The sequence below is a fragment of the Vreelandella hamiltonii genome (genome assembly GCF_014651795.1).
Taxonomy (GTDB): Bacteria; Pseudomonadota; Gammaproteobacteria; order Pseudomonadales; family Halomonadaceae; genus Vreelandella; species Vreelandella hamiltonii.
Map to the genome: position 1 here is coordinate 14,760 of NZ_BMXO01000003.1, position 19,319 is coordinate 34,078.

Sequence of the window (19,319 nt, forward strand, 5' to 3'; positions counted from 1 at the left end):
GCGTTGGCGGCGCCAGCCGCCCCAATCAAGCCACGGTGATCGAGCAAACCCCAGTGGCATATTCGGCACCCCTCACGGGGTGCTTCGCGGGTGCGCTCTGCTTACACCGCGCTACAGGTGAATCACCAACGATACGCATGGGCACCAACCCCGTAGCGCGGCGTAACGAAAGAGCGAGAGCAACGAGCGAAAGAGGCACCCGCGTTGGCGGCGCCAGCCGCCCCGATCAAGCCACCACGCTCCATAACGCCTTACCGCCCAAAGCAAGCACGTAAAGGAATTCCATGCTCGATATTACACACCACGGCGGGGCAACGGGCGTGACGGGGAGCTGTCACCAGCTCATCCTCGATAGCGAACACTCACTGCTGATCGACTGCGGGCTTTTTCAGGGCGAAGACACCACCGAAGACACTTTCCAGCAGCTCCAGATCGAATTCGATATCAGCACCGTCAAAGCGCTGGTCATCACCCACGTACATATCGATCACGTAGGCCGCTTGCCCTACCTGCTGGCCGCCGGATTCAAAGGGCCCATCATCTGTTCCATCCCCTCGGCCAAACTGCTGCCGCTGGTGATCGAAGATGCCCTGAAAATCGGCTTCACCCGCAACGCCCAGCTCATCGAACGTTTCCAGCAGCAGTTGGAAAGCCAGATCATCAGCGTGCCCTACGGTAAATGGCACACCGTATTTGAAAAAACCGAAGAAGGCGGCATCACCACCCGAGTGAAGCTCAAGCGGGCAGGGCACATACTGGGCTCCAGCTACGTGGAAGTAGCCCACCAGCACCCCAACGGCGAGAAGGAACGGGTCATCTTCAGCGGCGATCTAGGCGCTCCCTACGCACCGCTACTGCCCGCGCCCCAATCGCCCTACGGCTGCGAACAATTGGTACTCGAAAGCACCTACGGCGACCGCCAGCACCCTGACCGCCGCCAGCGCCGCGCCACGCTGAAACAGGCCATCGAGCAAGCGCTCACTAACGGCGGCACGGTCATGGTGCCCGCTTTCAGCATTGGCCGAACCCAAGAGTTGCTCTACGAGCTGGAAGGCATCATTCATGAAGCCGAGCGCAACGCCAAACGCGGGCTGCCCAAAAGCCTATGGCAAACGCTGGAGATCATCGTCGATTCGCCGCTGGCCGCCCGCTTCACCCAGGTATACCGCGAGCTGAAACCCTACTGGGACGACGAAGCCCAACGCCGCCTGCGCAGTGGCCGCCACCCGCTCAACTTCGCCAACCTCTACACCGTAGACAGCCACGAAGCCCACGAGCGAACGGTCAGCTACCTGGCCAGCACAGGCCGCCCAGCGGTGGTCATCGCCGCCAGCGGCATGTGCGCAGGCGGGCGCATCATGAACTACCTCAAAGCCATGCTGGGCGATGAACGCCACCAGGTACTGTTCGTCGGCTACCAGGGCGCAGGCACCCCAGGCCGCGCCATACAGCAATACGGCCCGCGTGGAGGCTGGGTAGAGATCGACAATCAGCGATACGATATCAAAGCAGGCGTCACCTCCATCAGCGGCTACTCCGCCCACGCCGACCAGAAAGACCTGCTCAACTTCGTCAAACGCATGCGCCGCTGGCCCCACACCCTCCACCTGGTGCACGGCGAACAAACCGCCCGCAGCGCACTCAAACGTGAGCTGGAAGCGATGTACACCCGAAAAGGAAAGGGCGTGACAGTGATGAATGGTGAATAGTGAATAGAACCAACCTCATTTCACTGCTTAACGATCAAGCGCGGCAACACCGCGAAAGGCGGCAACACCTCGAATGGCGGCAACCACCCCGTAGCGCGGCGTAACGAAAGAGCGAGGTCACGAGCGAAAGAGGCACCCGCGAAGGCGGCCCTAGCCGCCCCGATCAAGCCACGGTGATCGAGCAAGCTCCTTTGCCTCACCAGCACCCCTAACGGGCTGCTTCGCGGGTGCGCTCCGCTTACACCGCGCTACGGGGCGCCGCCAACGATACGCATGGGCACCACCCCGTTTCGCGGCATAACGATCAAGCGCGGCAACACCTCGAATGGCGGCAAACACCCCGTAGCGCGGCGTAACGAAAGAGCGAGAGCAACGAGCGAATGAGGCACCCGCGAAGGCGGCCCTAGCCGCCCCGATTGAGCCACGGTGATCGAGCAAACCCCAGTGGCATATTCGGCACCCCTCACGGGGTGCTTCGCGGGTGCGCTCCGCTTACACCGCGCTACGAAACACCGCCAACCTCGAAAGCGTGCAATTACCCGCGGCGGTGGCCCTTCACGACACGGAATGCTGAAACGCCACCAAACCGCATCGAAACACCATCGGCAACCACTACCAAATGATCGAAATCAAAAATCTCTACAAGCGCTACCACAACCACCACGGTAGCGATTGGGTGCTGAAAGATATCAACCTCACCATACCCACTGGGGTGAGTGTTGGCTTGATTGGCCGCAATGGCGCGGGTAAATCGACCCTGCTGCGCCTGATCGCTGGTATGGATACACCTGAAAGGGGTGAAGTTATTCGTCACAGCCGCGTTTCATGGCCAGTGGGCCTGGCAGGAGGCATGCAGAACAACATGACGGGTCGGCAGAACGCCAAGTTCGTGGCTCGTGCGCAAGGATGTAATCCAGCAGAAGTAAAGCGAGTGCTGGACTTTGTGCAGGATTTTGCGGAAATCGGCGAAGCGTTCGATGAGCCCGTGCGCACCTATTCATCGGGCATGCGTTCGCGTCTCTCGTTCGGTTTATCGCTGTCGTTCGATTTTGATGTATATATCTCCGATGAAGCTACCGCCGTAGGCGACCGTGCCTTCAAGGCCAAGGCTCAAGCACTGTTCAAGGAAAAAGTGGGCAAGGCATCTCTCATCATGGTGTCACATGGTGAAGGTATTCTACGCGACCTTTGTCAAGTGGGTATTTATATCAAAGATGGGCAAGCCCATTGGTATGATGATATTAACGATGCCATTTTAGCTTATCATAATGATGTGGATAATCTTAACGGCACTGAAACTTCCGATGGTGATAGAGAAAAGTCTTTAGTAGCTTCTTCTAAAGAGCAATATGAGAAGGCCCTTAAAAGATTCAATGTGGCTGAAAAGCAGGCTCGGGGAGTTGGCCGTCAACTGTCACATGCAAGAAAAAGTGACTGGCCAAAAAGTGAAGTTGTGGTCCTGGAAGAGCTGTATTCAGAAGCGCAGCTAAAGTTGAAAAAAATGACCCGCCTGTTAAATGCAACTGACTTAGGTGCTAGAAGGAATCTAAAAAACAAGTTGGTGGCTTGTCAGGGAAGCGTAAAAGTTACCAAAACGCTTTATGATAGAGCGGAAAAAGAAGGTTGGGATGAAGATAAAAAGCGTGCGTTAGAGAAAGCTTTAAAAAACGCACAGCACCAGCAAGCTGAAGTAGAGGCCCAATTAGAAAAGTTGGATGGGCTAGATTAGCGATTTGTCGTTCAGTTAGCAAAAATAGGAGATTCAGGTTAGTGAATAGAATTGCCATTGTCGGCCATCCATCATCGGGTTACATGGACGTAGAAGCACTGCTGAAACAATATGGTATGGCAGAGGCAGCCCCTTCCAAAAGGGAAGGCATGAGCGTTCACGACATTCAAGCTTCGTTGCTAAAGGCACAAGGTGCAACATCTACATACCAAGCCCAGCAAGAAACAGAGCTTCAGCAGTTGGCGCCAAGTGAAGTTTGGCAGGGGCTCGCGCTGGATTTATTGTTAGGCAATCTGCATCAGCAGCAGGTATGGGGTTGGGCATCGCCAGAAACGCTCCCTCTGCTGAACATGTGGCATGAAGTGGATGCACACACCACCTTTTTGCTGGTGTACCAACATCCCGCCGTGGCCCTCCAGCAAGCTCTTGCGGCATCCGAAGCGGTCAGTATCCCCACCATATTGAACAACTGGGCCGCCTACCATGCGGCCTTACTGAGTTTTTATCTACGCCATACTGAACGTAGTCTACTGGTACATGGCCAGCTTCTGCTGGAACGGCCTGAGGTAGTGCTACCTTCGTTGCCTGGTTTAACAGCGCCGCAGGGTGGTGCTACACCTGCCACACGTAAGCCTGGCACGCTAGCGCATACGCTGGCCCAGGCAGGCTTGACCAACCCTGAACAGGTCGAGTCGGCTGCCAGCAGCGTTGGGTTGTATCTAAGCCAACAGGCTTTGAAGCACCACCCGGCTATGTCTATCTATGAAGAGCTGCAAGCCAGCGCGACACAACCGGCTTCTTCACTGGGTGAGCTAGCACCTGGCGCCTTGCTTGAGCATTACCACCAACAGCAGGCCACGCTACTTAGCAGCATTACCAGCCTCCAGCAGAAACTGGAAAAGCAATATCATGAACACGCAGCGTTGCAGCGTGAACATGACGCGTACAAGCAAGCAAATCAAGCAACGCAAGGCCCAAAGCTGAACGAGTTGCAGCAAGAAAACAGCATGCTGCTAGAACAACTGCATGTCGTGCAGGAAGAGCTGGAAAAGCTGCATAAAAAGCAGGCAGCTGCGCCCGTTAGAAAGGTAGAAGCTCCCTTGTATGGGGCTGCCGAACGTGTCAAAGCTCAGCTTACCTATCGCCTTGGGTCCGTGGTGGTCAACAGCAACAGCGCTAAAGATTTTCTGTACCTGCCAATAGCGCTCAAGCGTGAGCACAAAGCATTTCACCAGGAAAAAGCGGCGCGCAAAGACAAGAAACTACCGCCAATTTCGAAATATGCAGATGCCCACAAGGCCGAACAGGTAAAGCAGCACCTCTCCTATCGTCTGGGGCAGGTCATCATGGATAACACCCGTACACCACTGGGCTGGATAAAATTACCGTTTGCCTTGAGCAAAGAAGCCAAGGCGTTTAAACAAGAGCGCCAGCGCTAAGCCTGACATCAATGCCATAACACCAACACCATAGCGAGCACTCTATGACGGTTGCGCCCCACACCACATCACTGACCCAACTGCCTTCAGCCTTTAACGAAGAAGCGCTAACGCTGATGCAATGGCTGGATGCCTTGCACACATTGATGCCCCCCACCCAGCTTACCTATTGGGGAGCTGGTGCTGGGCATCAGGCACTGTTGAACTGGGCGGCAATAAAAGCTGTTGGTGAAGTAAGCCTGGTAGAGGGGCACTCCCATGCATTTACCTCGCTTAGCGAGCGTTGGCAGAAAAGCCACCCACACTGGCAGTTTCATAATGAGGTCATGGAAACAGGGCTAGATGAGGAGGGCATCTTTTATACCGCCAGCCATCAAACAGAAAGCGGCCTGTTATCCCCAGAAACATTGACTTCGCTATGGCCCCATATCGAACCAACGCATCAACAAGCGTGTGAACCCGTTCGCGTGGCCGACTGGGCCAAGCAGCACTGGACTTTGCCCGGACAATGGGTAGTGATCGATTATTTTTGTGATGCAGGGTTACTGGCTGCTCATGCTGCAGCGTTTCGCCAGGTAGAGGTACTGAAGGTGCGTGTCAGCACGCTGGAAACAGTACCTGAACCGATTACCGGGCAAGCCTGGGAACCTGCATTGAAACAGGCAGGCTATCGAGTGCTAAAGCGAGCCACTGAGCGGCACCCCCACATAGAGCAGTGGCTATGCATCAAACAGCAGGATAGTGATGTGGCGGCAGCCAACGAGTCGCTGGCGAACGTCCAGGCCGAATTGGCTGAAGTCAAAGGTAAACTTGAAAAAACGCATACCTGGTTCATGAACCGTAAGCAGCAAGCGATGGAGTTCGAACAGCAGGTGGCTGTACTGGAAAGCACGCTGAAAGCCACACAGGAAGAGCTGGCTCAAGCGCGGCAGCAGTCGGCACAGCTCAAGCTGCTGAAAGAATCGCTGGAACAGCTGTCTCAGCAGGTATCACAAGGGTTCACCATTCAAAGTGAGCAGCGTCAGCAGGCAACTAACGCATTAGGAAAACATATCACGCAATTGCTTCAATCTTCACAATCACAGCCCCCGAAAGAGGAAAAGGATAACCTATGAGCGCCCAGCCTCCCGTCGTCAAGCAGGCCATGCAAGCGTTCCGTCAGGGCAATTATGCGGCCGCCAAAGTGCTTTATCAAAAAGCCGCTCAGTATTATGGCGAGCATTTGTTCAAGGCCAATCTTTACCTGTGCGACAAGTACGCTGCCGGTGGTAGCAGTAGTTCAGCGGCCATTCCAGAAGGTACCGCGCTGCAAGCCACCCAGGCCCAGCGTCAATTGCATGAAACACAGCAATTGCTCGAGCACTACTACCAACGCTGCCAAGAGCTGGACTACCAGCGGTTAGACCGTTGATCAAACCCAAAGGTAATGGAATGAAAGTATTAACTGTATTTGGCACCCGTCCGGAAGCAATCAAAATGGCACCGCTGGCGCTTCAGCTGGCTTCCGACGAGCGTTTCGAAGCGAAAGTATGCGTTACCGCACAGCACCGCGAAATGCTGGACCAAGTGCTCTCGCTATTTGAGCTGACACCTGATTTCGATTTGAACATCATGAAACCAGGGCAAGATTTAAACGATGTCACTTGTGGGATACTGCAAGGGCTCAAAAACGTGTTTGAAGAATTCAAGCCCGATGTCGTACTGGTGCATGGTGATACTGCCACCACTTTTGCCACCACGCTCGCCGCTTACTACCAGCAAATACCCGTTGGCCACGTAGAAGCAGGCTTGCGTACCGGTAACCTCTATTCACCCTGGCCGGAAGAGGGAAACCGTAAACTGACCGGCGCGTTGGCAAAGCTGCATTTTGCCCCCACCGAAACATCCAAGCAGAATCTGCTGAACGAAGGCATCGCACCAGCGGACATACACGTAACAGGCAATACCGTCATCGATGCACTGTTGGATGTTGCTCATAAGCTGGACACTAATCAGGCATTGGCTCAGGCGCAAGCCTCGCGCTTCCCCATGCTGCAAGCAGACAAGCGCTTGATATTGGTAACCGGGCATCGTAGAGAAAGCTTTGGTGGTGGTTTCGAAAGAATTTGTCAGGCGTTGGCCGACACCGCAAAAGCGCACCCAGACACCCAAATTCTTTACCCAGTACACTTGAATCCCAATGTCCGAGAGCCGGTCAATCGCCTGCTGGCAGGGATCGACAATGTACATTTGATTGAACCTCAGGACTATCTGCCGTTCGTATACCTGATGAATCGTGCACACATCATCCTGACCGACTCAGGCGGTATTCAGGAAGAAGCGCCGTCCTTGGGCAAGCCTGTGCTGGTCATGCGTGATACCACAGAGCGGCCAGAGGCAGTCGAGGCAGGCACCGTAAAACTGGTAGGTACTGACGTAGCCACCATTACCAGCGAGCTGACGCGTTTGCTGACAGATGCAGACGCCTACGACGCCATGAGCTACGCCCATAACCCTTACGGTGATGGCACCGCATGCCAGCGCATCCGCGATGCATTGGCAGGCTAACAAAGTCTTTTGAAAGAAATATATCTGGGTCTGTGTTTTGACAGGCCACCCTTAACTGATCGAGTAACAGAACATCATGAAATTTGAAACCATCTCTATGATTGGCCTGGGCTACATTGGCCTGCCGACAGCCGCGGTCTTTGCTTCACGGAAGAAGAAAGTGATTGGTGTCGATGTCAACCAGCATGCGGTGGATACCATCAATAAGGGTGACATTCACATTGTAGAACCCGAGCTGGACATCGTCGTAAACGCTGCGGTGAAGCAGGGCTATTTACGCGCTACTACTACGCCAGAGCCTGCTGATGCGTTTCTGGTCGCGGTGCCTACCCCTTTCCATACTGATGAAAACGGCCAAAATCACAAGGCAGATCTAAGCTACATCGAAGCAGCGGCCAAATCCGTGGCAGCAGTACTTCAGCCGGGCAATCTGGTCGTACTGGAGTCTACCAGCCCCGTAGGCGCTACCGAGCAAATGGCAGAGTGGCTGGCAGAAGCGCGTCCAGATCTCACGTTCCCTCAAACCCACGGCGAAGCCTCCGATATCCGTATTGCTCACTGCCCCGAGCGAGTATTGCCGGGCCATGTCATTCGTGAACTGGTCGAAAATGACCGCGTCATCGGTGGAATGACCCCTAAATGTGCTGAGGCAGCCTGCGCGCTTTACCAAATCGTGGTAGAGGGTGAGTGTGTGGCCACGACAGCCCGCACCGCAGAAATGGCCAAACTGACAGAGAATAGCTTCCGCGATGTCAATATCGCGTTTGCCAATGAGCTGTCTACCATTTGCCATGAACTGGATATCAACGTCTGGGAACTCATTGCGCTGGCAAACCGCCATCCACGGGTGAATATCCTGACCCCTGGCGCAGGCGTAGGTGGGCACTGTATTGCGGTAGACCCCTGGTTCATCGTAGATGCCTGCCCCGAGCAAGCTCAAATTATTCGTACTGCCCGAGAAGTGAACGATGCCAAGCCGCAGTGGGTATTGGCACGCGTCAAAGAAGCACTCGAGTATTATCACCAGCAACACCCAGACGCCAAACGCAGCGACCTGACAGTGGCGTGCCTGGGCATTGCCTTCAAGCCGGATATCGACGATCTGCGTGAAAGCCCCGCATTAGGCATTGCCAAGGAAATTGGCAACTTGGGTTGTAAGCTTCAAGTCGTGGAGCCCAACATCGAATCCCTTCCCAAAGGTTTGGAAGGCGATAACGTCACTTTGGCAACCTTCGATGAAGCCATGGCACAAGCCGATGTCGTGTGTGTACTGGTGAAGCACAAGCCGTTCATTGCACAGAAGAAGGCGGTCAGCGGTAAGGAAACCGTGATCGATGCCGTCGGGCTGCTGGGTTAACCCTTCCCCTGTAAGCCGCCGTTAAACCAGGTGAGTGGTCTAGTTGAGGCTCCCATGACCCCAACCACCACTCACCCTGTCACTATTCATCATTCCATCATTCACGGAAACCCATGGACGAGCTTCTCAAATACGCCACACATCTAGCGGATCAAACCAGCCACGCCCTCAGCTTGCCTATCAAAGGGCGAGTAGCGTACGTGGTCAGTCATGGTCAAAGTTATGCCAGTAATGGCTATGCGATTCGCACGCAAGGTGTCGCCAAGGCCCTCAATCAGCATGGGTTGGAAACACTCTGTTTTGTGCGGCCGGGAAGACCGTGGGAATTAAAGCAGAATACTCAATCTGTACGCCCTGAAGTGACGATTCAAGGGGTACGTTATATTCATAGCCGTTGGCCTGACGATGTCGCCCCTACCCATGAGCGCGAACATCTCGAAGCCAGCGTACAGCATTTCATGACGTTATTTAGCGTCTACCGACCCGAGGTCGTGCTGGCAGCGTCCAACTGGATCGTTGGCTTGCCTGCCTGGGTAGCGGCCAAACGCCTAGGCTTACCGTTCTACAATGAAGTACGTGGTTTCTGGGAGTTGTCGAAGGCAGCCCACGACCCAGCGTACGAAGGCAGCAAAACCAGTCAAATAGATGCAGAACGCGATACCTTCGTGGCAAAGCAGGGGCGTGCGACCTTTACACTCAATGCACCCATGCAAGATGAACTGATCAAACGGGGCATAAAGCGTGAAAACATCAAGCTGGTACCCAATGGCGTCAGCCAGTTGCCCAATGTGGTGCCTGCCGACCCGGCGCTGAAAAAGCAGTTAGGCATCAACGAAGATGAACAGGTCGTGGGCTACATTGGTAGCCACAGCGTGTATGAGGGCCTGGATACGCTTGTGGAAGCCTGTGCCGCGTTAGTCAAGCAGGGGGTGAAAATCAAGCTATTGCTGGTGGGTGATCACCAGCCGGTCACCGGGGCGAAAACCACTCCTGATAGCGAAAGCACCCCGCCTTGGGTCATCAAGACAGGTCGAGTCCCTCATGAGCAAGTGTCACGCTACTACGCATTGATCGACCTGGTAGTCATTCCTCGTAAGCCTTTGCGCGTCTGTGAACTAGTGCCACCCATGAAAGCCGTTGAGGCGCTGACGCATGGCAAACAACTGTTGATGAGTGATTTGCCCGCGCTGAGGGCCGTTGTTCCAGCGCATACCAATGTGACGTATACCGAACTCAAGACACCTGATGACGTTTCCCAAGCAATCAAGGCGTGTTTGGCAAGACCAGCGAAAACTGACCTAAGCGGCATCGAGCATCTGACGCTATCACATAGCGTAAAACCGATGGTGGCGTTACTGAAAGGTACTGTAGCCGCTAAGCCAGCAAGCGGGCAAACTGGCAAAGCCAAGCCCCAATCCAAGGCAGCCGTAGGCGACTTTGCGAGCATTAGCCAGCGTTTTTACAAGAAGGGGGAGATCAGCAGCGTCGTCCGTGCCATTCGTGAACTGTGCAATGCCGGGGCGAAGCTCGATAAACCGCAGCGTGACTTTTTGGCCTTCGTTGAAGGTATGGCACGCCTGAAAGGCGGTTGGCCAGTGCCGCCGCGCCAGCCCAATCCTGGGCTCATGACCCAGCGGCGGCATGCTCTTTACTGCCTGCATCAATCCGTACCCCATGCAACCAATGGGTATGCTACCCGTTCGCATGGCATTGCCGTGGGATTGCAGCAAGCGGGCTGGACGGTTCGTGTCACCACACGCCCAGGCTTCCCGTGGGATGCCGGTGCCAAAGGCCTGCACAAGGGGTATCACGAAACTCAGGTAGACGGGGTCACGTATGCCGCGGTGGCCGGGTGGAACCTGAGCAAGACCCCCTTGGACTACTATCTTGCCGAGGCGGCCGATCACTACGTACGCGAAGCGCAAACCAGTGGTGCCGAAGTCATCATTGCCGCTTCCAACCACATTACGGCACTGCCTGCACTGATGGCAGCTCGCCGCCTGGGCTTGCCATTCGTGTATGAAGTACGTGGCTTATGGGAAGTGACCCAGGCATCGACACAGCCGGAATGGGCCGACTCCGAGCGTTACCACCTCATGCGGGAACTGGAACAGCAAGCCGCCCGAGAAGCTGATCTTGTCATCACCCTGACCGACGAACTGCGACGTGAGTTGGCAGAATGGGGAGTCGAAGAAGATAGCATCGTCGTCATTCCCAACGCGGTCAATGCCGACACCTTTGTGCCTACTCCTCGTGACCCTCAGATTGCCGAAGTCTTGGGGTTGAAGGCAGGGGTGCCTGTGATTGGATATGCAGGCAGTGCGGTAGCGTATGAGGGCCTGGAACTGCTGCTGGAAGCCATGGCCCAGCTAAAACATCACAAACAGGACTTTGTGTTCGTGCTGGTAGGTGACGGTAAAGTGATCGATACCGTCAAGGAAAAGGCCAAAACGTTAGGCATTGAAAATCAATGCCGATTCACTGGACGAATCCCGTTCGAGGAAGTGCCGCGTTACCTTTCCTGTATGGACATCATGCCGGTGCCCAGGCTTTCGTCTGCCGTCACAGAAATGGTATCTGCGTTGAAGCCTCTCGAAGCCATGGCCATGGGAAAAGCCGTGGTACTTTCGAACGTATCGCCGCACCTCACCATGGCCGGTGATAACGAACGCGCCTGGTTGTTCGAAAAAGATAGCGCAGAAAGCCTTGCAGAGGCCTTGAATACGCTGATCCAAAAGCCATTATTGCGCGAGCAACTGGGGCAAGCTGCCCGTCAATGGATCGAGCAAGAGCGCACCTGGAACTACGTTACACAGAACTACCACCAGGCGCTGCTCCGGTTGGAGAAGCCTGGCAGGCATGAAGCTGCCCCCGCCGCTAAATCGCTCGATCAGATAACACTGGGATTGATCGCTGACCAGTTCACGACTGACACCTTGGCCAGTGGCGTCAAGGTCGTCGCGCTCTCACCAGAAAACTGGCAGCGAGAGCTGGAAGAGCAGCCCATCGATGTCATGTTCGTAGAATCGGCCTGGAAAGGTAACGATTGGGCCTGGCATCGCAAGGTGGGCTACTACAGCGATGAAGAGTTTGAATCGTTGAGCGCACTATTGGCCCATTGCCGTGATAATGGCATTCCTTCGCTGTTCTGGAACAAGGAAGACCCTGTTCACTTCGACCGTTTCCGCAAGACGGCCGCGCTCTGCGATCACGTATTCACAACGGATTCCAGAAGAATCATTCCTTATCTGGCAACACCGAATGCCCAGACACAAACGGTCAGTAGCTGTGCATTTTACGCATCACCTAAGATTCACAACTTGTTGCCTTCAAAGCGCCCATGGCAACACACAGCCGCTTATGGCGGCACTTACTACGGTAAGCGTTATCCTGAGCGTACCGAGTACATGGACAAGATCATGAGTGCCGCCGCTCCTTTGGGCTTAACCATCTATGATCGCCAGCACGATGACCCAGACTCACCTTACAAATACCCAGGTGGCCTGGGGAGCTACGTGGCGGGTAGTCTCAGCTATGAGGAGATGATCGAGGCCTACAAGGCGCACCCCGTACAAATCAACGTGAATTCGGTGCTGGATTCTCCCACCATGTTTTCGCGCCGCGTGACAGAAGCCGCGGCCTGCGGCGCACCTATCATTTCTGGCCCTGCCCTGGGCATGAACCGCTATCTGGAGGAAGCAGGGCATGTCGTGCGTCTGGAAAGTGAAGCAGCCCAGGCGCTTGAAAATCTGATGCATCACGATGCCTACCGCTGGCGTGTGGCTCTTAAAGGCGCAAGAGCAGTGATGCGTGCCCACACGACGCAAACACGCCTCACACAAATGTTACGCACGGCGGGTATGCGGGTGTTGGCGCCTTCACTACCGCGTATTAGCCTGTTCAGTGAAACCCTGACAGAAGCAGCAGCGCAAGGCATCGTTCATCAGACGGTGTGGCCTGCCAGAGTAGCTGCCACCACGTGGAGTGAGGAAGCAAAAGCGCTATTGGCAGCAGTGGGTATCGAGTGCCTCGAAGCAAAAAACACCGAAGTGCAGGCCAACGAATATTGGCTAAGTACCCAAGCCAGTGCGCTGGAAAGTGCCGAGCCGGAAGATATCGAAGACCTGGCATGGACGACGGCTTATTCTCCCTATACCCGCAGTGTATTGGATAGAGCCGACTCACTTACTGCGGGCGAGTGGGCCGGTGTAGCGTATGTGAGTGATCGGGTCGAAAGCAGTTTTCAGCTGATGTTGGCGCAGGACTCGCAAAACATCGAGCAGCTCGTGTCATTGCACCGCCATACGGAAGCGTTGGCATTACGCAAACCATCCAAACACTTTGCCCAGGCACCTAACGTTGTGCCCAGCAAAACCGTGGTCATTGCAGGGCATGATCTGAAGTTCATTAAGCCCTTTTACCCCTATTTCACCAAAGCGGGTATGCGGCTACTGCTCGACTTTTGGAATGGCCATAACCAGCACAATGAAACAGCCAGTAAGCGGCTGGTACGACAGGCAGATACCATTTTCTGTGAATGGATGATGGGCAATGCCATTTGGTACGGCAAACATAAGCTAGAGGGCCAAAGGCTGATAGGGCGCTTGCATGCGCAGGAACTCCGCAGCCCTCTGTTCGAGCAAGTACCCTTCAATCTGTTCGACACCGTGATTTTTGTTGGGCCTCATATGTTGAGGCAGGCCATTGCGCGGAATGAAGCGTTGGAAAAAAATGGGGTCGTCATCTACAACGGGGTAGACGTTGAAGCGCTAAGGGCAGTGCCTCGTAAGCCAACCAATGGGAAGGTACTCGGCATTGTCGGTATCGTCCCGCAGAGCAAGCGCCTGGATCGTGCGCTGGACATACTGAAAGAACTTCGCAAGGAAGACAAAGAATACACGCTGCGAGTGAAAGGTAAGCAGCCTCACGATTTTCCCTGGATGAAAAACCGTCCAGAAGAAATGGCATGGTACGAGGCTCAGTACCAACGCCTGGAGGATGACCCTGACCTCAAAGGAGCGGTGTACTTCGACCCACAAGGCAACGACATGCCTGAGTGGTATGCAGGCATTGATTTCATTCTATCTGTCAGCGATCACGAAAGCTTCCATTTGGCAGTAGCAGAGGGTGCTGCCGCTGGCTGTAGGCCAGTTGTCTTACCTTGGGAGGGAGCTGATGAGATATATTCATCAAGTTGTATATGGCCAGATTTTTTCGCCTTGGTGGAAGCTATTTTAAAATGCCGCTCAGAAAAAAAAGAAGCTGAAAGTATAGAGGTCGAGAGTTTTTCAATTCAGAAAATTTCAGATTCCATGAGAATGGCTTTCTAGACTTAATTGGTGACTTGGTATGCCTTTTAGAATAGCATTATGGGGTGGTGGGTTTTCGAGTTATCCTTTTGGCCTTTCTAAAAAAGGAGACTTTGAGGTTTTTAATTTTTCCAAAAAAAAGAGTGGTTTTGTTTTTGATGATAATAAGGTTGTAGTTAATACCCCTGAAGTGATAGGGGTATACCAATTTCTGAAAAAAACAGCATTTGAAAATCTAAAGTTTTTAGGTTTAGAGCGCCAAAATGAAATGTTTGATGTTCTATTGGTTGATTTTATTAGCAATGATGTTTTTTTCTTAATATCAAAGTTGGTGAACGATAAAAAATCTTCTTTTGGTAATCAAGAAAGTAAGAGAGAACAGCCCCTAAGCTTTTATTTAGCTGAGGTTGGCCAAGCGCTTAATGTTTTAAAGAACGAGCTCATGAGATTTGTTTTGAATAATCATGAGTTATATCAAAAATTGGTTTTAAATGAAATTTATCTTCCAGTAAGTTTTGCTGCAAAAAATAATGAAGTTGAGCGAGATTGCATTCCCCAGTTAAATAAATTTTTGAATGAGATTTATGAGGAAATAAAAAATACGATACCGAATGTTTTTGTAATTAATTACGCGGAGAATGAACTTGATTTTTCATATACTGATGATGTGTTTTTTCTTCATACAGAAAAGTCCATTTATAGGCAGCTTGGGTTTTTGAAAGAGCTTTCCATGGGAGTTAAAAACCATGTCTTGTTTAACGAGAGGAAGCCTGTGATAGTAAATAGTAAAGATTCTGTTGCCGAGCTGATTGGCATAGGCCAAAAAGATAAAGATAACATCTGTGAATTGGTAGATTTCATATTATCAGGAGATTCTTTAGGGTTTTATAATAAGCTGTGTGATGAAAAAAAATTGAGCTTAATATATGGAGGGGCTGAATATTGTTGCGATAGCTCATTTTTAATGTATCAAACTAATTATCTTTGCTTTAGGGGTTCGAGTGAAGATATAGAGTTTGTTTTAGAGCAAAGACATTTAAATGTTTCTGCTGTTTACTTTAGAAAAGTCGGCGTGGTTTATAAGTTTGATGCAGCTATTTTTCCGACTGAAGCAGTGGAGAAGAAATTAGAAAAGCTTAAAGCTTATACGAAAAATAAAAATCGAGAATGGAAAGGTGTGTTTTTGTCTTATTCAAGACCATACCACTATTTTTATGATATGCTACCTGCCTTTTATTATAATTATCTAAGCATGAGTCCTGAAAGAAAGGGAAAGTTTACTTCTGTTCATATTTCTAGTTTTGATTTTTTGGATATTTCTGTTTTTAATTTTCTTCCCAAGATTAATGCTCTAGATTTTGACAGTGAAGAAGAGCTTAATGATTATTTGTTTGAGAATGGCTTTTTGATTAAGCTTGGGTATCCAAATTCCTTTCTCGAAAATGAAGGATACTTTGGCGGTTTTAGAAATCAATGCATAGAGCAGTTTGATGATGCTTTATTGTCATCGGTTTGTGACCCCATGAATAATGAAGAAGACAAAGTGATAGAAGAATCCGACTTTGTTTTATGGGTCGGTGTTTGTGGCGAAAAACGGAGATGGAAAGAGCAAGAAAAAGGTATTTTGCTTTGTATTGATGAGCTAAAAAAACAATTTAAAAAGATATGTGTGATTGTTGATGGCATAACTGCTCCTGTAACAGGGCATGTTAATGTGGCTAGTGCTACTAAAGAAAACGAAATTTATAAAAGATTATGTGATCAGCACAAAAATGATAATGATGTTGTTTTTGTTAGCTTGATTAGCCAGAGCGCGGTTAGGAAAATTAGATGCTCTCAGTTTGTTGATGTGTTCCTAACAGGGTTTCTTACAGACTCTATGTATCCCGCAAGATTTGGTAGGGCTGTTGGTATTGGCCACGGTTCGTATGCAGCCAAAGAAAAATATAAAGAGCATATTCATCCGAACACTATTGTTATTAAAAGTGATCGTAAACGAGATGAATCTATTTTTAAAAAAGCAAGTCATAATTGGGCCAGGCAAAGCTATTCAATAAGGTCAGGCGACGTGCTGCTCCAGTTTAAGAAAATTTTAAAGGAGAATTTTTAATGATGAAGTTTTTAGACTGTACTCTGCGAGATGGTGGATATTACAATGCATGGGATTTTTCGGGCGATCTTGTCCACACATACTTAAACGCGATGCAAGCCGCAGGTGTTGATATTGTTGAGCTTGGGTTGCGTTCGCTTAAAAATGTAGGTTTCCAGGGGCCCTGTGCATTCACAACAGATGAGTTTCTTAGGAACTTGAAAATTCCTACAGGCCTGACTGTTGGTGTAATGGTTAATGGAAGCGAGCTTGTAGGAAAAACATCACAGTTAGAGGTTTTGGAACGCCTGTTTCCAAACGATGCAGCAAACTCACCAGTCGACCTTGTACGTATTGCCTGTCATGTGCATGAGTTTACCGATTCGTTACCTGCTGTCTCTTGGTTGAAGCAAAGAGGATACCGCGTTGGCTTTAACTTGATGCAAGTGGCTGATCGCACTGAGCAAGAAATTAAGGAGCTCGCGAGAGAAGCTAATGCATATCCTCTTGATGCCCTTTACTTTGCTGATAGCATGGGGAGTATGAACCCTGATCAAGCAGCGCAAATTATTCAGTGGATACGCACTGAGTGGTCTGGGCCTATGGGTATCCATACCCACGATAATTTAGGCTTGGCGCTTTCCAATACTCTGCGAGCGATAGATGAAGGCGTTACGTGGGTAGACTCGACTGTTACTGGAATGGGGCGCGGGCCTGGCAATGCACGCACTGAGGAGCTTGCTATCGAAATTGCTGAGCGTCGTGGTAAGCCAATTAATATGGTGCCTTTGATGGCGCTACTGCGTGAGCATTTCAAACCTATGCAGGCCCATTATGGATGGGGCACTAATCCTTATTACTACCTGGCGGGAAAGTATGGCATCCATCCTACTTATATTCAGGAAATGCTCAGTGATTCTCGCTACAGTGAAGAGGATGTTTTGGCTGTAATTGAGCACCTTCGCCGGGAGGGTGGCAAAAAATTCAGCCTTGGCACTCTAGATGCAGCCCGACATTTTTATCGTGGGAAGCCTGAAGGGCGGTGGTCTCCCAAAGAGCGTTTTGTCGGCCGTGAGGTCTTGCTGCTCGGTACTGGCCCAGGTGTAGCCCGCCATCGAGATGCATTAGAGCGCTATATCCACGTCCATAAGCCGCTTGTATTAGCGTTAAACACTCAAAGTGCCATTGATGCTGCGTTGATTGATTTACGTGTGGCTTGTCACCCTGTGCGTCTATTGGCTGACTGTAAGGTGCACACTCGGCTACCTCAGCCATTGATCACCCCCTATTCCATGCTGCCACAAGATGTGCGCGATTCTCTAGGTGAAAAACAAGTATTCGATTTTGGACTCAACGTTCAGTCAGATAGCTTTGCCTTTGAAACGACACATTGCACTTTGCCAACCTCCTTAGTAGTAGGCTACGCCTTGGCAGTAGCTACCAGCGGACAAGCTAGCCGTATTTTGATGGCGGGTTTTGATGGCTATGGAGCCGAGGATCCGCGCAGCAGTGAGATGCACCAGCTGCTTGAGCAGTATCAGAGTGCTCATGGGGCGCTTCCAATCACGGCGATTACGCCAACGCGTTATGGGTTGCATAGCGAATCGGTTTACGCTCTTTAGACCGTGCGCACTATTTATGAGCTTTGGTTACTCTTTCTAAAACGTTGCGAGCACAAGAGGTGGCTATGCGCAGTGTCGTCATGATTCCAGCCCGTTATGGTTCTAGCCGCTACCCTGGTAAACCGCTAGTTCCCCTGTTGGGCAAACCAATGATCTTGTGGGTCGGCGAGCTCTCGGCCCGGGCAGTCGGTACCGAGAACGTTTACATTGCCACCGAAGACAGCCGTATCGCTGAAGTGGTCGAGGCCGCTGGCTTTCAGGCGGTCATGACCACCGACGATGCCCTAACCGGCACCGACCGTCTAGCCCAGGCCGCCGAGCAGGTCGAAGCCGATCTTTACATCAATGTGCAGGGCGATGAGCCGCTAGCCGACCCAGCAGACATCCTTAAGGTACGTGATGCCAAACTGGCCCATATGGATGCCATCATCAATGGGGTCAGTTGGATAGGCGAGAGCGAAGACCCCTACAGCGTCAATATACCCAAGGTGATCACCAACGAGCGCGGCGAGCTAGTCTACATGTCGCGCCTAGCCCTGCCTGGCTTCAAGGACAGCAAATGCGCTCCCGAGCGCTACAAAAAGCAAGTCTGCATCTACGCCTTTACTCGGGAAGAACTTTCCGCCTTTCGTGGTTTTGGTCGCAAGAGCGAGCTTGAGCATGCTGAGGATATCGAGATTCTGCGCTTTTTGGAGCTGGGCAAGACCATTCGCATGGTAGAAACCCAGCCCGGTAGCTTGGCGGTGGATGTGCCCGAGGATGTGGCCAAAGTAGAGGCCGCAATGCGCCAAGCGGGTCAGGTACAGGCATGAGGTATCCGTTCACCGATTACACCACCTTGGTCTTCGACTGCGACGGCGTTGTTCTCGAATCCAACCAGGTCAAGACCGATGCTTTCTACCAAGCGACCTTGCCCTACGGGGAAGCCGCCGCTCAGGCCATGGTCGATTACCATGTCGCCAACGGCGGGGTGTCGCGCTACAAGAAGTTTGCTCATTTCCTGGAGCAGATCGCACCGAAACATGCCGCGCAGCGGAATCTTGCCGAGCAGTCCCCTGACTTGGAAGCACTACTGCAGGCCTATGCCGGTTATGTGCGGGACGGGCTCTTGAGCTGTGAGGTGGCCCCGGGGTTGAAAGCACTCCGAGAGAAGGCCCCCAACGCTCGCTGGCTGATTGTCTCAGGCGGTGACCAGGTTGAGTTGCGTGATGTATTTGCCCAGCGAGGCATCACCGCGTGGTTCGATGGCGGCATCTTCGGCAGCCCTGACAACAAGGATGAAATCCTGGCCCGTGAGCTGGCCTCTGGCAATATCCAGCAACCTGCACTCTTTCTGGGGGACAGCAAGTATGACTACCAAGCGGCCTGTGCCGCTGGGCTGGACTTCGTGTTTCTAAGCGGCTGGAGCGAGGTTGAGCGTTGGGAAGAGTGGATCAATCAAAAGAAAATCACGAGTGTGACGTCGCTTTCCGAGCTTGTCTGACACCATCTGCTTATATCGCTACCGGAAACTTGAGT

General features: G+C 52.0%; 12 protein-coding genes. All 12 read left to right on the plus strand.

Annotated elements, in window-relative coordinates; all coding sequences use genetic code 11:
- Positions 1-284 precede the first annotated feature (284 nt).
- The 12 genes from IE061_RS04700 to IE061_RS04755 all read left to right on the plus strand — a co-directional run bounded on the left by IE061_RS04700 (position 285) and on the right by IE061_RS04755 (position 19,284).
- Positions 285-1,709, plus strand: coding sequence for an MBL fold metallo-hydrolase RNA specificity domain-containing protein (locus tag IE061_RS04700; RefSeq protein ID WP_193461100.1), 1,425 nt, complete (start codon positions 285-287; stop codon positions 1,707-1,709).
- Between the two features lie 619 nt (positions 1,710-2,328).
- On the plus strand, positions 2,329-3,438 hold the full coding sequence (locus IE061_RS18005) for an ABC transporter ATP-binding protein (protein WP_230478379.1): 1,110 nt from the start codon (positions 2,329-2,331) through the stop codon (positions 3,436-3,438).
- Between the two features lie 41 nt (positions 3,439-3,479).
- Positions 3,480-4,877: a hypothetical protein gene (locus tag IE061_RS04710; protein WP_193461101.1), complete on the plus strand. Its 1,398-nt coding sequence runs from the start codon at positions 3,480-3,482 to the stop codon at positions 4,875-4,877.
- Positions 4,878-4,993: 116 nt separating this feature from the next.
- On the plus strand, positions 4,994-5,992 hold the full coding sequence (locus IE061_RS04715) for a hypothetical protein (RefSeq protein WP_193461102.1): 999 nt from the start codon (positions 4,994-4,996) through the stop codon (positions 5,990-5,992).
- On the plus strand, positions 5,989-6,288 hold the full coding sequence (locus IE061_RS04720) for a hypothetical protein (RefSeq protein ID WP_039183053.1): 300 nt from the start codon (positions 5,989-5,991) through the stop codon (positions 6,286-6,288). Before IE061_RS04715 ends, IE061_RS04720 begins: the two co-directional genes overlap by 4 nt.
- A 20-nt stretch (positions 6,289-6,308) precedes the next feature.
- On the plus strand, positions 6,309-7,424 hold the full coding sequence (gene wecB, locus IE061_RS04725) for a non-hydrolyzing UDP-N-acetylglucosamine 2-epimerase (RefSeq protein WP_039183051.1): 1,116 nt from the start codon (positions 6,309-6,311) through the stop codon (positions 7,422-7,424).
- 76 nt (positions 7,425-7,500) lie between these two features.
- Positions 7,501-8,781 carry a UDP-N-acetyl-D-mannosamine dehydrogenase gene (gene wecC / locus IE061_RS04730; protein ID WP_193461103.1) on the plus strand — a complete coding sequence of 427 codons (1,281 nt, stop codon included), beginning with the start codon at positions 7,501-7,503 and terminating at the stop codon, positions 8,779-8,781.
- A 113-nt stretch (positions 8,782-8,894) separates the two neighbouring features.
- Positions 8,895-14,111, plus strand: a complete 5,217-nt coding sequence (locus tag IE061_RS04735; RefSeq protein WP_193461104.1) for a glycosyltransferase — start codon at positions 8,895-8,897, stop codon at positions 14,109-14,111.
- 19 nt (positions 14,112-14,130) lie between these two features.
- Entirely contained in the window at positions 14,131-16,200 is a 2,070-nt protein-coding gene (locus IE061_RS04740) for a hypothetical protein (RefSeq protein WP_193461105.1), read from the plus strand.
- On the plus strand, positions 16,200-17,801 hold the full coding sequence (locus IE061_RS04745) for an aldolase catalytic domain-containing protein (RefSeq protein WP_230478380.1): 1,602 nt from the start codon (positions 16,200-16,202) through the stop codon (positions 17,799-17,801). Before IE061_RS04740 ends, IE061_RS04745 begins: the two co-directional genes overlap by 1 nt.
- Before the next feature lie 65 nt (positions 17,802-17,866).
- On the plus strand, positions 17,867-18,613 hold the full coding sequence (locus IE061_RS04750) for a 3-deoxy-manno-octulosonate cytidylyltransferase (RefSeq protein ID WP_193461106.1): 747 nt from the start codon (positions 17,867-17,869) through the stop codon (positions 18,611-18,613).
- Positions 18,610-19,284: an HAD family hydrolase gene (locus tag IE061_RS04755; RefSeq protein WP_193461107.1), complete on the plus strand. Its 675-nt coding sequence runs from the start codon at positions 18,610-18,612 to the stop codon at positions 19,282-19,284. Before IE061_RS04750 ends, IE061_RS04755 begins: the two co-directional genes overlap by 4 nt.
- The last annotated feature ends 35 nt before the right edge of the window (positions 19,285-19,319 follow it).